At 33.5% G+C, this 16,883-nt stretch carries 9 protein-coding genes; 3 read left to right on the top strand and 6 right to left on the bottom strand.

Features of this window, described 5'->3' with window-relative positions; translation table 11 throughout:
• Positions 1–40 precede the first annotated feature (40 nt).
• Entirely contained in the window at positions 41–2,452 is a 2,412-nt protein-coding gene (locus Q0739_RS09390) for an outer membrane beta-barrel family protein (protein ID WP_298238464.1), read from the top strand.
• Positions 2,453–2,557: 105 nt separating this feature from the next.
• Here Q0739_RS09390 and Q0739_RS09385 read toward each other — a convergent pair whose 3' ends face one another.
• The 5 genes from Q0739_RS09385 to porU form a co-directional block, all read right to left on the bottom strand.
• The gene (locus Q0739_RS09385; RefSeq protein ID WP_298238463.1) at positions 2,558–4,198 is read right to left on the bottom strand and encodes a pyruvate dehydrogenase complex dihydrolipoamide acetyltransferase; all 1,641 of its coding nucleotides are present in this window, start codon (positions 4,196–4,198) and stop codon (positions 2,558–2,560) included.
• Between the two features lie 3 nt (positions 4,199–4,201).
• Entirely contained in the window at positions 4,202–5,200 is a 999-nt protein-coding gene (pdhA, locus tag Q0739_RS09380; RefSeq protein WP_298238462.1) for a pyruvate dehydrogenase (acetyl-transferring) E1 component subunit alpha, read from the bottom strand.
• A 175-nt stretch (positions 5,201–5,375) separates the two neighbouring features.
• Entirely contained in the window at positions 5,376–5,858 is a 483-nt protein-coding gene (gene cdd, locus Q0739_RS09375; protein WP_298238461.1) for a cytidine deaminase, read from the bottom strand.
• A gap of 98 nt (positions 5,859–5,956) precedes the next feature.
• A complete protein-coding gene (gene porV, locus Q0739_RS09370; protein ID WP_298238460.1) occupies positions 5,957–7,195 on the bottom strand; it encodes a type IX secretion system outer membrane channel protein PorV in 1,239 nt (412 codons plus the stop codon).
• Between the two features lie 84 nt (positions 7,196–7,279).
• Positions 7,280–11,212, bottom strand: coding sequence for a type IX secretion system sortase PorU (gene porU, locus Q0739_RS09365; RefSeq protein ID WP_298238459.1), 3,933 nt, complete (start codon positions 11,210–11,212; stop codon positions 7,280–7,282).
• Between the two features lie 265 nt (positions 11,213–11,477).
• On the opposite strand from porU, the gene gldJ reads away from it, so the two are divergent.
• Both gldJ and murF read left to right on the top strand, forming a co-directional pair.
• On the top strand, positions 11,478–13,166 hold the full coding sequence (gene gldJ, locus Q0739_RS09360; RefSeq protein ID WP_298238458.1) for a gliding motility lipoprotein GldJ: 1,689 nt from the start codon (positions 11,478–11,480) through the stop codon (positions 13,164–13,166).
• Positions 13,167–13,436: 270 nt separating this feature from the next.
• Positions 13,437–14,711, top strand: a complete 1,275-nt coding sequence (gene murF, locus Q0739_RS09355; protein ID WP_298238457.1) for a UDP-N-acetylmuramoyl-tripeptide--D-alanyl-D-alanine ligase — start codon at positions 13,437–13,439, stop codon at positions 14,709–14,711.
• 208 nt (positions 14,712–14,919) lie between these two features.
• Here murF and Q0739_RS09350 read toward each other — a convergent pair whose 3' ends face one another.
• A complete protein-coding gene (locus Q0739_RS09350; protein ID WP_298238456.1) occupies positions 14,920–16,872 on the bottom strand; it encodes a T9SS type A sorting domain-containing protein in 1,953 nt (650 codons plus the stop codon).
• Positions 16,873–16,883: the final 11 nt, after the last annotated feature.

Genomic DNA, 16,883 nt, shown 5'->3' with positions numbered 1-16,883 from the left:
TTAAACATTTTATTAGCCTTCCAACTAAACTAAAACCAATATGAAACGTCTTATTTTATTCGTTTTTACCCTTTCATTTTCATTTCATGTATTTGCTCAAAACACATACTCTATTTCTGGATTGGTTAACGACTCTAACAACCAAGGCGTCCCTTATGTCAATATTTTGTTATTAAAAGCTACAGATTCTACCTTAGCAAAAGGGACTATTAGTAAAGAGAACGGAACATACATAATAGAAAACGCATCTAAAGGCAATTACCTAATTATGTGCAGTTCTGTTGGTTACCAAACCGTTTATTCCAAACCATTTGCTTTAAGCAAAAATTATATAACTGAGACTCTATTTTTAAATGAAGGCGAACAACTAGATGAAGTTTTAGTAGAAGCTACCAAACCTTTATATCAGCAAAAAGTTGACCGAATGGTTATTAACGTAGAAAGCAGTATTGTTTCGGCTGGAGGCACTGCATTAGAAGTATTGGAAAGCTCACCGGGTGTTAATGTAGATAGAGGAAATGGTAGCATTTCTTTGGTAGGAAAGGATGGTGTTGTGGTTATGATTAACGGAAAAACAAGCTATGTCCCCACATCTGCGTTAGTTCAGCTATTAGACGGTTTAAGTGCCAATAATATAGAATCTATAGAATTAATTACCACACCTCCTGCTAATTTTGATGCCGAAGGAAATGCGGGCTTCATCAATATAGTTATGAAAGAAAAAACAGATATTGGTTTAAATGGAGCTTATTCACTTTCAGCAGGACTGGGCAACGGTGAAATAACCTCCAATAATATTAATTTTAATTATCGGAATAATAAAATAAACCTTTATGGTAATTATTCGTATTCCTTAAGAACCACCAAACACCTTTTTCAATTTAACAACGAATACCCAGATAACAACGCCATTATTAACACTGCAATAATATCCGATAGAGATCCCGAACGAATTGTACACAATTATAGGTTTGGACTCGATTATCAAGTATCCGACAAAACCATTGTTGGTGTTTTACTAAATGGATATGATAATAAATGGTCTATGGATGCCATTACCAGCAGTAATACCACCGAAAGCACTACTCCTATTTCTTCTGTAGAACTAATACTTGATGAATTGAATCAATGGAAACATTATGGTGTGAATCTCAACCTAAAACATGATTTTCAACCAGAGAAATTTATTGTCTTAAATTTAGATTATTTATATTATAAAGACAATAACCCCATTAAATACAACAACACTTTTTATGATGAAAATGACATTTTAATAAACAATGAACTTCTAAGAACTGAAAAAATAACCCCTATTAAAACTATAGTTGGAAAATTTGATTACAATAATAAAATTGATGAAAAATTAAAATTAGAAACGGGGTTAAAAGCAACCAATGCTACTTTTGACAATAATGTTTCTTTAGAGGAATTTATTAACAATGCATGGACATTCGATCCCGCATTCACAAATAAAAGTAATTTAAAGGAAAGTATTCTAGCTTCATATTTTGCATTAGATTATACCATTAACAAAAAATGGAGTTCTAAAATTGGTCTGCGGTATGAATATACAGACTCCCAACTTGAAACCAATACTCAAGGCAAAGTGGTTGATAGAAAATATGGTCTGTGGTTTCCAAGTTTATTTTTTCAAAGAAAATTTACAGACGATTTTAACATGAATCTATCCTACACCAAAAGAATTACCAGACCCACTTTTGATGAACAAGCTCCTTTTCAAATATTATGGGATCCAACTACTATTACCATAGGAAATGCAGCATTACAACCAGGGATCTCTAATTCTGTTAAATATGACATTAATTACAAATCTTACATAATGTCATTTCAATATACTGATGAGGAATCTTCAATAGCACGTTTTCAAAGAAGTTTTGATGAAGATTTAGATTTATTTATTCTTCGGTCAGAAAACCTAGATTACACTAAAACATTTTCTGCAACACTAGGTTTTCCTTTAAAAATAAGTAGTTGGTGGCGCATGCAAAACAGCTTTATTTATATAAACCAAAAAACCAAAGCTACTTTTACAAATGTACCTTCCAAATTATCTCAAGGATATTTAAGGATGAACACAAACAGTTCTTTTAAAATATCGGATACATTTTCAGGTGAGATCACAACACTTTATATAGGGCCAAGTATTTCTGGCACTGCAAAAAGCAAAGAAATATACAGAGTGAATTTAGGTGTTCAAAAAAAAATAGGCGATAATGGTTCTTTAAAGTTTGCGCTTAACGATGTATTTAATACTTATGAAATAAGAAGATCAACTGATCTACCTGAAGAAAATATTAAGTTCGAAAGCAATTTTAAATTTTTATATCGTTCTTATATGCTTTCTTATACACATAACTTTGGAAATAGCAAGTTAAAATCTGCTAGAAAACGTGAAACAGGCTCGGAGGAAGAACGACGTAGGGTAAATTAAAATTTCATTTAAATTCATAAAAAAACCTGTTTCAATTAAATGAAACAGGTTTTAGTTTTTATATGATGAGATCCTGAAACAAGTTCAGGATGACAAAACAATTTATTACACTAACATCGTTACAGGATTCTCAATATACCCTTTTAATGTTTGAAGGAATTGTGCTCCTGTTGCACCATCTACTGTTCTGTGGTCACAAGCTAATGACAATTTCATGGTATGACCAACAACAATTTGACCGTTTTTAACCACTGGTTTTTCAACAATATTTCCAACAGAAAGTATTGCCGAATTAGGTTGATTAATAATAGAAGTAAACGTATCTATACCAAACATACCTAAATTAGATACTGTAAAAGTACTACCCTGCATTTCGTCAGGAGTTAATTTTTTGTTTCTAGCTTTACCAGCTAGCTCTTTAACTTCAGCACCTATTTGAGGCAAACTTTGCTCATTAGCAAAACGTACAACAGGCACAACCAAACCATCAGGAACCGCAACAGCTACTCCAATATGCACATGGTTATTTAAACGCATTTTATCTGCAAACCATTGTGAGTTTACTTGCGGATGTTGTTTTAATGCTAAAGCACAAGCTTTAACAACAATATCATTATAAGAAATTTTAGTATCTGGAATCGAATTGAATTGTGCACGGAATGCCATAGCATTTTCCATATCAAACTCAACACTTAAATAATAATGTGGCGCAGTAAATTTAGAATTTGTTAATGCTTTTGCAATAGCCTTACGCATTTGTGAATTATCAACATCATCAAAATCTTCCTGACCAGTTGGTACAAATTTACCAACCGATGCCGCTCCAGCAGCTGGCTCATAATTTTCTATATCGCGCTTAACAATACGTCCGTTTTCTCCAGAACCTTGAACTTTAGTTAAGTTGATGCCTTTTTCTTCTGCTAGTTTTTTGGCTAGAGGCGATACATATAAACGTCCGTTTTCAGTAACAGGCGTTGGTATAGGTTTTTGAGACTTCTCGACTGCGCTCGAAGTAACAGCAGGCGCTTTACTTGGAGCCTTAGCCTCAACTTTAGGAGCGTCTTCTTTTTTAGCTGGTGCAGATGCTGCTGAAAAGTTTGCCGCAACACCCGAAACATCAGTTCCCGCAGGACCAATAATAGCTAAAAGCGAATCTACTTTTGCAGATTCTCCTTCTTGTAATCCTATTTCTAATAGCGTCCCAGATTGGAATGATTCAAATTCCATAGTCGCTTTATCCGTTTCTATTTCTGCAAGAATATCACCTTCTTCAACCGTATCTCCAACTTTCTTTAACCAAGTTGCTACAGTTCCTTCTTCCATGGTATCACTTAAACGTGGCATGGTAACTACTATAACGCCTTCTGGTAATTCTTGTGCAGTTTCTGTTTGAGACTCTTCGACTGCGCTTAGAGTGACATCAGTATCTTCATTTAAACTTTCGGTTTCTTCTTTAGCCTCCGCGGAAGCGTTACCACCTCCATTTAAAATCCCAGAAATATCTTCACCTTCATCACCAATAATTGCTAAAAGTTCATCAACCTTTGTGGTTTCCCCTTCTTGAACACCAATATGAAGCAACGTTCCTTCGTTAAAAGATTCAAACTCCATGGTGGCTTTATCTGTTTCAATTTCAGCTAAAATATCACCTTCTTCAATTTTATCTCCTACTTTTTTTAACCAAGTAGCAACGGTTCCTTCTTCCATCGTGTCGCTCAAACGCGGCATGTTTACAACTATTGCCATATCTTATAATTTATGTTGAATAAATGGATAATCTTCTTGTTCGTAAACCATATCGTAAAGTTGTTGTTTTTCTGGGAATGGAGATTCCTCAGCAAACTTCTCGCATTCAGTTACTTTTGCTTTAACACGCTTATCAATTACTTTTATCTCTTCTTCGGTAGCATATTTCTTTTCAAGAATAATATCTTTAACCTGTGTAATAGGATCTATTTTTTTGTATTCTTCAACCTCATCCTTAGTTCTATAATGCTGTGCATCAGACATTGAGTGCCCTCTATAACGATACGTTTTTAATTCTAAAAATGTTGGCCCACCACCACTTCTTGCTCTTTTGATAGCTTCATCAAAAGCTTCTGCAACTTTAACTGGGTTCATTCCATCAACAGGACCACTTGGCATTTCGTACCCTAAACCTAATTTCCAAATATCTTCATGATTAGCAGTACGTTCGACTGAAGTCCCCATAGCATATCCATTGTTTTCACAAACAAATACCACTGGTAAATTCCAAAGCATTGCCAAGTTAAAGGTTTCATGAAGCGAACCTTGTCTTGCAGCTCCATCACCAAAACAACACAATGTTACACCATCAACTCCATGATATTTATCTCCAAAAGCTATTCCAGCTCCTAATGGAATCTGACCACCAACAATACCATGACCACCATAAAAGCGATGCTCTTTTGAAAAAATATGCATTGAGCCTCCCATACCTTTGGATGTCCCTGTTACTTTTCCATACAACTCTGCCATAACACGTTTAGGATCTACACCCATACCTATTGGCTGTACATGATTACGATATGCAGTTATCATTTTATCTTTTGTCAAATCCATAGCATGCAAAGCGCCTGCTAATACGGCTTCTTGACCGTTGTATAAATGAAGAAATCCTCTTACTTTTTGTTGGATATAAACTGCAGCAAGTTTATCTTCAAACTTTCTCCAGAATAACATGTCTTCATACCATTTAAGGTAGACCTCTTTTGTGATTTTTTGCATAGTCTAATATAGGGTTTTAATTATGCGGAATACAAAAGTAATACATTGTAAGTTATTGCAAAAATACATGTTCGTTTAAAGTATAAAAAATATTAAAAAACTTACTCCTGAATAGGTTTTTTAATTATTCAATAGGATTACTATGAAATATTGAAAATTTTAAAATGATTTAAAACTATAACTGTGATTTATCGAATGTAAGCGGCAATAAATCACTCAAAGAATTAGATTTCATAACTGCACCTGTTTCTCCCATAAAATATATTTCTATAGGTGTATTTTGTTTTGTTTCATATTCAGCAATGGCTTGTCTACAAGCACCGCAAGGAGGTATTGGCTTGGTGGTTTGTATTCTTTTTGAAGCTGCTGAAATTGCCATTTGCACTATTTTGACATCTGGGTACTTAGCCCCTGCATAATAAATAGCTGTACGTTCTGCACACAAGCCAGACGGGTAAGAAGCATTTTCTTGATTACTACCAATAATAACTTCTCCATTATCTAAAAGAATGGCTGCTCCTACATTAAATTTAGAATAAGGAGCATAGGCCTGTTCTCTGGCCTTTATAGCTACTTGCATAAGCGATTGAATAGCCTTAGGAAGCTCATCTAACCTTTCAAAAACAAACAATGTAGCTTCTATTTTAATCTCCTTCATAATTTAACAAGTATCGAGTTTGTGACTAATTTAAACAAAAAAACTATTGTTCATTGAACAATAGTTTTTTATTTATTTATAATAAATCTTTTTTTAATCTAGTATTCTGTATATTCTCCAGCTCCAATATTAAACGTTAACGAAAAACGTAAAGTATTCTCTAAAGGACTTTGCACTTTTGATGCAGAAAATAAATACGATAAATCTATATTAACCACATTATATTTAAACCCAGCACCTAAAGCTAAAAATTTTCTAGCGCCTTTTTCTTCTGATTCATTAAAATACCCTGCTCTAAATGCAAAAGAATCTTGATACAAGTACTCTGCACCTAAGGACCAAGTAAATTCTTTTAACTCTTCACTAAAACCGCCTGGAGCATCTCCAAATGATTGAAAAATACCTGATAAGAAATTAACGTCTTGTGTTTGCCCTTGATAAATAACATTATCCGTTTCACTTATAAGTGTGTCCTCATCTTGCTCGTATGTACCATTATTATTGTTGTCATCAAAAACTATTTCGGTTCCTAGAATTGGCGGTGTTGGCACCAACAGTTTAGCAACCTCAGCAGTAACCGATACTTTATTATAATCGTCGAAAATAAAATCGAAACCAGCTCCTAAACGTAAATTCGTTGGTTGAAAATTTTCCTGACCTCCCTCGTCATACTTAAATTTTGGTCCAATATTTTGAATTGCAAACCCCATTCGCCAGCGTCCATTAAAATCGTTATAGGCTTCTTCTTCACTTTGGTAATAACCTGAGACGTCAACACCAAATGTACTAGCAGCAGTAATATCACCATCAACACCTTGAAGTCTTAAATCTGATCTTAAGTAACGCATCGCTACAGACATTGCGAACTGATCTGTAAGCCTTAACGCGTAGGATGCATCAATTGTTAATTCGTTAGGTCTTTGTATTAAAGGTGTAGCAAACTCATCTGGGACAAATTCGATATCGCCTAATGAAAAATATTTTAAACTAGCTGCAAAAGCACTTCTTTCATCTAATCGATTAAAATAAGTTATGTTGCCTAAGAAAATATCATTAACCAACTTACTTAAATAAGGTGTATAACTTACCCCAACTCCCGATTTCGTTTCAGAAAACACATATTTTGATGAATTCCATTGTTGCGAAAAAGCATCTGCAGAGGTCGCAACCCCCATATCACCCATACCAGCAGCTCTCGCATCTGGGGCTATTAATACAAATGGAATCCCAGTAGTTATTACTCTTGAATCATTTTCATTTGGTACTATAATCGTTGTTTGTGCTTCAATTTTTAAAATAACTACTAGCGCTATTAATAATGTTAGTTTGTTCTTCATGGATCAATTTTATTTAACAAATATATATTTTATTTTAAAAGTCATTTCTAAATCCGTTTAACTTACCAAAAACTTCGGTTATTGTTAAAGAATGACTAGTTTTTCTATTTTTTCAACCTTTTTATTTAAGAGTGGTGACCTTACAGTTAACTTATAAATGTATACGCCTTTTCCTATTTTATCTCCAAAATCGTCTCTACCATCCCAAATAATATCTCGAGATAAAGAGCTTGTAACCTTTGTTCCGCCCGTTGTCTGACCATTAAGGGTTTTAACAAGTTTACCCGAAACGGTAAATATCTGTATAGAAACGTCTAAAGCATCAGAACTATTGTGGTTAAACCAAAATTCTGTATAATTTACAAATGGGTTGGGATAATTTAATACGTTGTTTATAACTAATTCTTGATCTTTATCAAATACAACAAACTGAATTTCAGATATTGACGAGTTATTATAAACATCCCATGCCTTCAATGTTAAGGTATGAAGTCCTGGTTCTAAATCTCTAAAAGGAAAACTTACAATTCCCTTTTGGTAACTATCTACTTCGGTTTGGTAATAATCATTTAAAACAAATGGATTAGCTTCGTCTCCATCAATAATAGCAACTATATCATGACCTATACCACTTGCTGTATTAATACCGTTTGAGTCTTCCAACTTTGCTAACAAGGTTGGAGATTCGTTAGTTATGCCGCCAGATACAAAATTCTCGTCATTCATAAATAATGAAATGACGGGGCCTACATTATCTTCTTCAGCATTCTCGTTTAAACCTCCAATTCTTACTGTATTTATACTAGCTCCTGCATAATCTAGCAATAATTCTTCATTTTTAGCATAAAAACTTAACTTTCCGTAACCAACGGGGATTCCTATATCTTTGGGAACTATAAAATCAAATTCAAATTCACCATTAACTACTGATGCTTGCCCTCTAAATATTACGGCTCCTAAAGTTGTAAAGTCTAACTTAATTAAATTTCCAAACCTTACACACCTACTTACCCCATTAATTGTTTCATATTCAAGACATTCTCTCGTACGATCATTCGCTAAAGTTTGTCTTTCAATTGATTTATCATAAATAGTAGTTGTCAATGTGCCATTAAAATTAGTAAGTACATTTTCTGAAACATCTATGACTTCACCTCTAAGTTTAGCATAACCTAATGCTTGAAGCACCTCTGTTGATTGATTAATAGGAACATCGTTTATTTGAGTTAATCTAATATTAGGCTTTGGAAATGCTAGTTTCATTGCTGGATCACCGATAAAGAACACCAAGCGTCTTTGAATTTCTCGAGATAAAGAAGGATCATTTTTAGCTAGCCTTAAAGCTTCTGCCATAGTTGGGTACTCGAAATCACTGAAGTTATCATCATTACTAAAAGAAAATAAATATTGTTCTAAAATAATATTGAAGCCTGTACCAAAGGTTACAAATACTTGTCTTGTAGTTGTAATTAAGCCAATGGCTCCTGTTTCTTTCTTCCAATAAGTTAACTCTCCTGCAGTTTCTCTAAGCGGGTTATCAAATTTAGTAAACTCACATGTAACGGTTACGAAACACGTTAACTTGCAAGCATTTTGAAAGTTTTCAATATCTGGTTTACGCAAAATACGTTCGCCAGCTAATCCATCTTCTCCTCCATGTCCAAAATAATTAACCACCAAAGCTCCCTTATCAATCTCATTAACCATAGCTTCAGCAACTTCTGGATACGAATCTCCTCCTGCCGATGAGCTTTGCTGAAAAGCGTCACTATGCAGCTTAATAACATTAATGAATGGTTTTTCTTGAGTAACCATATCTCCCAAGTTATTCGTCGTTTTTTGTAATATTGCCTCCCATTCAACATCTACATCATCAGAAATAGCAACAAAATTATTTCTCCAATTACCTAAAGACTCTTTGGCATAATACAACTCTACTTTATCAACCAATTCTTTAGCTCGCTGTGGAGTATCAGCTAGAATACGTCCAACGGCTATATCGAGTTTATCACTATTAGCCATAGTTCCTTCATTATCATCCATCATACCATAAAAATCATCCGACACAAATGAAAATGTAAGACTAAAACTATTTTTTGAGTACCATGAAGGCACTATATTGGTATTATTCCTAATTCGGTCTTTATAGTCATATGACCCATCACCAAATAAGCATAAATATTTTATTCTATTTTCTGGTGTACTCGCATTATCATAAACATACTTTACAAGATTTCGAATAGCACCAACATCTTGATTGCCTGTACTGAACTCATTATAAATCTCGTTTAAACCTAAAACCTTCACGTTTAACCCGTATTGCTTTTTATTAATACTAGCTAAACGTTCTGCTTGATTCAACATATTATTAGGTGCCACTATTATATAGTCAATATCTTGAAATTGACCCTGATCATTATTAAAAATAGTTCCTTTTATATTTTGATTACTTATCTTGGTTGTAGCATCAACTTTTGGTTCGAAATAATCTAGTTGTGTCAATGCAACATAAGTTTTTAATGTACCTAATGAAGAAGTAAAACTTAAATTGGTATTTGAATCTAGGTTAATAAAATTTGATACATTATAAATATCGGTTACATTCCAAATTTCAGAAATTTGCGAAGCATTTGTAATATTATATTGACCAATTCCAGATGAAGTTATAACACTATTGTTTTTAAACTGAAACTGTTTATTTGTAAAATTCAATGCTCGAGTTGCTTCAACAGAAATATAATCTAAATAACCCAATGCGCTTGGATTTCCTTGATTATCAAAATTAAGATCGACTGTCACAGTTGAAGAAGTCACATCCAAGCTACCACTATACGAATTACCACTTGCTAAATTAGTTTGAGAAGAACCTGCCATATTTAAATTAGCAACAGGTAATCCATTGACGCTTAATTGCATAGAGCTTTGAGATTCTGAAGTGGCTGCAACACTAACTTTAACATTCACAGGTTCTGAGGTAACTATTCCTGGAAAATCAAATTCAAATGATTTTAAATTTTCAACATCAAAACGATCACCAAACCAGCGTCTTCCAACAGAAGCAATATTGTATTCATCCTTTTCATGAAATTGATAGTCCTGGTAGGTATCAATAATTAAGTTAGGGGTTCCTGTTGGTTGTACAAAAGGTTGTATACGTTTTCCGTTGCCAGCACTCACATTAATATAATAATATGTCTTGTCTGTATAACAATTGATATTTGTATCACTCTCTAAATTATATTCTCGAGGTCCTTGAGCATAAAACAATATATGGTCTTCATTATTAAATACACCATCTTCTTCTCCAACAAATTTTATAGCATTCTCAACGACGTCGAAAGGATATGGAACAGCATTAGAATAAGGTATCATACGACCACCATTTCCATATAGCTTAATATTTCTAGGGTCTACATTGTTTACACTAACACCTAGTCGTTGTAAAAAACTTTTGGACAGTTTAAAAACACCCGTAGTATCAACATAAAATCGGTACCACTCACCAGAACTTAAAACGGAATTAGTAATTGTACGCGAACTGTTAAAACTTTTGCTACTAACTTTAGATTTATTTCTTCCTAAACCAATTTTATAATTAATTTGAAATGAAATCACCCTTTTATAAGTTCCATCAGCCTCTTTTATTATAGGTGTTAATTGAAAATAGGCATATTGCTTGTTTCTAGCCTTTGAATTTTTAATATAATACTTTAGCTTAGTACTAATAATCTCAGTATTTAAGTCACCTAAACTATTTTTGGTAATCGTTTCATACTTAATATTGCTAAGATTTACTGAACCTTCATCAATAATACTATTATTTTCCCACTGAGCTACAAAAAGTACTCCATCTTCATATTGATAGCTAAAATTTTCCTCATTAAATGCAGGCACTTTAAAACTAAAACTTCCAGTAGATAAGGTTTGAAAACCCTCCCATTTTATATTGAAGCTTTTTTGTTGAGAAAAAGCAATTAGGGAACAACCCAATAAAAAAATTAATAATTTCTCTTTCATTCCTTGAATAACGCTATTAATTAACCGATATTATCAAAAAAAATAACAATTTTAAAAACGAGTTCAAAAATACAATAATAAATTAGGAAAACGAACGTTAATACAACACAAATCGGTGTGCAAAAACAGTAAAAACATCGACGAAATGCATAAAAAATAAGGTGAAATACACTTTTTTTTAGTTTAAATGCATAAATTAGCTTGCAATCTTGGGTTTAATTCTTATATTGCAGCACCAAAATAGAATTTTAGCTTACTTAAAAATATGGATATGAAAAAAGTAATAACGTTCAGAGCTCTCCTAATACTAGGGTTGTCGTTAGCAGCAGTTAGCTGTAAGAAGTCTACCAGCTCTAAAAATAGTTCCAGAGCTACAGGATGGCAAATTAACGATAGAGAAGGTGGTTTTCAATACAACACCCGCTTTGAAGAACAAGAAACGTCTCCAGGATTAGTATTTGTTGAAGGTGGTACTTTTACCATGGGTAAAGTACAAGATGATGTTATGCATGATTGGAATAACACTCCAAACCAACAGCACGTGCAATCATTCTATATGGATGAAACGGAAGTAACAAATGTTATGTACTTGGAGTACTTAGATTGGATTAAAAGGGTTTACCCTCCAACTGATGAAAATTTCAAAGCTATATATCATGGGGCACTTCCAGATACTTTAGTATGGAGAAACCGTTTAGGTTTTAACGAAATTATGACCGAAAACTATTTACGTCACCCAGGCTATGCAGAATATCCTGTTGTTGGTGTAAGTTGGATTCAAGCAGTTGAGTTTGCTAACTGGAGATCAGACCGTGTAGGTGAAATGGCTTTACAAAAAGAAGGCTATACTAAAAGAGGTTCGCATTTAACAGATGTATCAGCCGATGCAACTTTTAATATTGATACTTATATAAATGCTCCTACCCTAACTTATGGAGGTAACGAAGAAGTTATTAACCCTGAAGGTGGTAGAAACAGAAATGCACAAGTAGATGCAGATGGTAATCCTATTAATATTTATGCTAAAAGAGAATCTGGAATTCTTCCTTTAAAATATAGACTACCTACTGAAGCAGAATGGGAATACGCCGCACTTGGTCTAAGTGAAATACGTAGTTATAATGTTTATAGAGGACGTAAAAAATATCCTTGGGATGGTCAATACACCCGTGCTGGAAAACGAAGAATACGCGGTGACCAAATGGCTAACTTTAAGCAAGGTAAGGGTGATTATGGTGGAATTGCTGGTTGGTCTGATGACGGTGCAGATATTACAAATGCTGTTAAATCTTATGATCCAAATGATTACGGCCTATACGATATGGCAGGTAATGTTGCAGAATGGGTTGCCGATGTTTACAGACCTATTGTAGATGATGAATTTAACGACTTTAACTACTACCGTGGTAATGTTTATACAAAGAACTCTATAAGCGAAGATGGAACCGTTGAAATTGTTACTTCTGAAGATATTGTTTATGACACACTTTCTACTGGTAAATTAGTCGCTAGAAACTTACCAGGTGAAATTTTACAAGTTGCCGTTGATGACAATGAAACGTATTTAAGAACAAATTTCGATAAGAGTAACGAAATAAACTTTAGAGATGGCGACAAACGTTCTTCTAGATATTTTGAAAGTTTTGACGAGGACGATGGATCTGATGAAGATACAGAAACCCGAAAAATGTACAACTCTCCTAAGCATAGTGTAGAGAGAGATTCTTTAGGTAACCTTATTAGAGAATACGATAAAAGTAATAATAGAACATCTTTAATTAACGATCAAGTGAGAGTATATAAAGGTGGTTCTTGGAAAGACAGAGAATACTGGTTAGACCCAGCACAGAGACGCTATTATCCAGAAGATATGGCAACAGACTATATTGGATTTAGATGTGCTATGTCTAGAGTAGGCTCTAAAACAAAAAGAAAAAACAAAACTAAAAACTAACATTTAGTTTAAAAAATAATTAAAAGTCCTAATTTCGATTAGGACTTTTTTTGTTACATTTAAAAATCAAAAAAATGAGGTTGTCTAAAAAGTAGGTTCAAAGTCATATTGAGCCTGTCGAAATATTTTTTACTTTACTTATAATCAATATTAATTTCGACAAGCTCAACTTGACAAAACAGATTAAAAATGACTTTTTAGACAGCCTCTTTCTGTTAAATTGTCTTTCCCGTGAAGACGGGAATCTAAACTTTTTTAAAATATAAATAATTGAATATTTCAGAATTACATAAACTATTTCTAAATAGTAATTCAGTATCTACTGATACACGAAAAATTAATAAAAACGACATGTTTTTTGCTTTAAAAGGTGATAATTTTAATGGAAACAAGTATGCTGAAGCAGCTCTAAAATCTGGAGCAAAATATGCCATTGTAGATGAGGCTGAATTTAATATTAATGAACAGACCATTTTAGTTGAAAACGTTTTAGAAACACTACAAGAACTTGCAACCTATCATAGGAATTTTTTAAAGGTTCCAATTATTGCCCTTACTGGAAGTAATGGTAAGACTACTACCAAAGAGTTAATTAATGCCGTACTATCTAGAAAATTTAAAACAACGGCTACAGTTGGCAATTTGAATAACCATATTGGTGTTCCTCTAACATTACTTTCAATGACAAGGGATACCGAAATTGGCATTGTTGAAATGGGTGCTAACCATCAAAAGGAAATTGCCTTTTTATGTAATATTGCGCAACCAGACTATGGACTTATTACCAACTTTGGAAAAGCGCATTTAGAAGGTTTCGGTGGTGTTGAAGGCGTTATTAAGGGTAAAAGCGAAATGTACGATTATTTAATCTCGCATGACAAAACTGTTTTCGTGAATAATAATGACCCTATTCAGGTAGAGAAAACAAAAAAATCCAGAATCTACTCCTTTGGCTCATTAAAATCTGATGTTATCATTAAATTTAAAGAGGCTAATCCCTTTGTGAACCTACTCTATAAAGAACTCAAAATTAAAACCCAATTAATTGGTGACTATAATTTTGGTAATATTGCCATAGCCATTGCTATTGGGCACTATTTTAAAATTAATAAAGAAAGCATTAAACTAGCCATTGAAAGTTACCAACCAAGTAATAACAGGTCTCAAATAATTAAAAAAGAAGGTGTCCAAATTATTCTAGATGCCTATAATGCCAACCCTACAAGTATGAGAGCTGCCTTACTAAATCTTGAAAAACAGTCTGGAAAGAAAGTAGCTATTTTAGGCGATATGTTTGAACTGGGTGATGATGGAGAACTAGAACATCAAGAAATTACAAACCTAGCGGTTTCTCTAAACTTTGATAAAGTTATTTTTGTTGGAGAGAATTTTCACAAGTCCAACTTGTCCAAAAGCATTGGGGTCCAATACAAATCTTTTGATGATTTTAAATCTGACTTCAACTTCTCTAGCATTCAAAATTCAACTCTTTTAATAAAAGGATCTCGAGGTATGGCTTTAGAGCGGGTACTAGATTTGCTTTAAAAAAACAAGCCCGTTATTCTCATAACGGACTTTAGTTTCTTATAATTCTCCCTAAGAATTAATTAATAGCAATGTAAAGTTGCAATTTAATTGCTTATACTACAATACTCAATTTGAGTATTTTCACTAATTTTCGTACAGTTTTCGTTGTATGAAATTAATTTTTAGATGAATCACCTATAGTGGAAATTATTTAACATTATCAAATTTATTGTATTACAAGCTTCTTGGTTATTACATTACCTTCTTGCTCTATTTTTAGCAAGTACAGTCCAGATTTTAAATGCGAAACATCTAACTTAGAACTTTTTATAGATTCACTGCTAATTTGTTTCCCTAATACATCCAAAACAGAAATCTTTAAGCTAGATTGGTTTTTACTTGCAATGTTTATATATCCTAACGAAGTTGGATTAGGATAGAGTTTAAAGCTCTGTTTATTAAAATCATCAACACTTAAAGTATTAGACATATCTGAAGTACTCCTTGCTGTGACTGTAACTGCTGAACCTGTATTAGAACGCACCAAAACCACCAAATCTTGCGGTACAGTTGGTACAGCATAAGCAGATTGAATATAATCTGCATTACCAAAATCTGCTGAAAATGTATCGACATTAAACCCTCTAGAACCATCATTTATAGCATAGCTTGCATTAAGTGCAAAATCTCCAGATGCTCCTATAAAATCAACATCTTTAATTAAGACTAATTCAGATTCATAATCTGAATAACTATTATTTAAATCAAGTAAAGTTACTTCTTGAGTAGCTACATCTCCATTATTAACTGTGGGATCTGCTCTGTCCTCTTGCGTAATCTCTAATATCAATTCTCCATTTGAACCTGTTTTTAAATTCCCTCTCAGCGTATCAAAAACATCGCCTACAGTTAAGACTGGCATAAATCCATTTTCATCAGTTACAGTAATACCTCCTGAATTATCTTGAAAAAAATACAAACCATCGCTATCGTTTCCATAACTAAGAACCACTTGCCCTGTTACGCTATAGAATAGAGTTTCACTTATTGTTTGACCTCTTAGATCACCAATATTTGTAACATCTATATAAGGGATCACTGTAATAGTTAAACTATACTCTGCTTCTAGGTTAGTTAATGCTACATCAGAATTATCAACCAATGTCGCCGTAAACTTATATGTTTTTCCATCCAACATCCCTGGAATAGGAACATCTGTATTTAAATCTGAGTTAAATATACAGCCGCTATTAATTATACTATTATCGCTTGTATCTTCTATTTCCCAGGCAATGTAACCATCCTGATTCCCTTCGCTAGTGCAGCTACCTGTATCATTTGAGGCCGTAAAATTAGCGGTATTAAAAAAAACTGAAGCACTAGCTGCTGTTCCTGGATCTATAGTAAGCAAGGAACAATTTTTTGGCATATCAGACCCATCAATAGCAGAATCAAAATAAGTCTGCATGATATCTGCCCATGTCGTTGCAACACGTATATTATCTATGGCTCCAACAGGACCGTTTGTGTGTTGGCGGATGCCAATTTCATCTATAGCAGCAACTACTGTAACTGCATCTGATATTGCTTCTACCGTTGCCCCAGATTCTAATGCTGTCGGAGCTGATAATACATATAAAGTGGATACACCATTACTAAAATCATATTTAACAACTACAAGATATGTCGTGTTAAAGCTATATATGTTTGTGCCATATTTAATGTTTGCGTTTGAACCCTGTGAAATGATACCAAATTTGAAACCACCTCCATCAGTCTTAGCAAATAAACGCCCTCTAATTTCTGAACCAGTTGTATTTAAGTGCATAAAAAACCCAGAATCTCCTGTCCCTGTACTACTTAAGTTCACCAAAGCACTGTAAAAGACATCCCCAGAATTAACCGAGCCAAAACCTGTCGCAACACTTTCTCCAATTACACCATTATTAATAGTTGCAGAACCTCCTTTTACTAAATATTCATAATTAGTCAGGGAAAGGCTTCCTTCTTGGTAACCTACTTTTGGTGAATTAGTATTTCCTTCAAACCAAAAGTTAGAACTTATTGTTACTAAATCGCCAGAGGTATCTCCAAAGTTGAAATTGTGATTAAAAATTACTTGCCCCAAACTTGTAAGAGAAAGACAAAATGCAATAAAAAAAAGGTAAATGTTTTTCATAAGAATAGTGT

The organism is uncultured Algibacter sp. (genome assembly GCF_947487605.1).
Taxonomy (GTDB): Bacteria; Bacteroidota; Bacteroidia; order Flavobacteriales; family Flavobacteriaceae; genus Algibacter_D.
This window is presented reverse-complemented; position numbering and strand designations above follow the sequence as displayed.

What these genes read in the sequence shown, in the direction of transcription:
- Q0739_RS09390 (WP_298238464.1), top strand. Translation starts at nt 41, where the DNA reads ATGAAACGTCTTATTTTATTCGTTTTTACCCTTTCATTTTCATTTCAT.
- Q0739_RS09385 (WP_298238463.1), bottom strand. Translation starts at nt 4,198, where the DNA reads ATGGCAATAGTTGTAAACATGCCGCGTTTGAGCGACACGATGGAAGAA.
- pdhA (WP_298238462.1), bottom strand. Translation starts at nt 5,200, where the DNA reads ATGCAAAAAATCACAAAAGAGGTCTACCTTAAATGGTATGAAGACATG.
- cdd (WP_298238461.1), bottom strand. Translation starts at nt 5,858, where the DNA reads ATGAAGGAGATTAAAATAGAAGCTACATTGTTTGTTTTTGAAAGGTTA.
- porV (WP_298238460.1), bottom strand. Translation starts at nt 7,195, where the DNA reads ATGAAGAACAAACTAACATTATTAATAGCGCTAGTAGTTATTTTAAAA.
- porU (WP_298238459.1), bottom strand. Translation starts at nt 11,212, where the DNA reads ATGAAAGAGAAATTATTAATTTTTTTATTGGGTTGTTCCCTAATTGCT.
- gldJ (WP_298238458.1), top strand. Translation starts at nt 11,478, where the DNA reads ATGGATATGAAAAAAGTAATAACGTTCAGAGCTCTCCTAATACTAGGG.
- Q0739_RS09350 (WP_298238456.1), bottom strand. Translation starts at nt 16,872, where the DNA reads ATGAAAAACATTTACCTTTTTTTTATTGCATTTTGTCTTTCTCTTACA.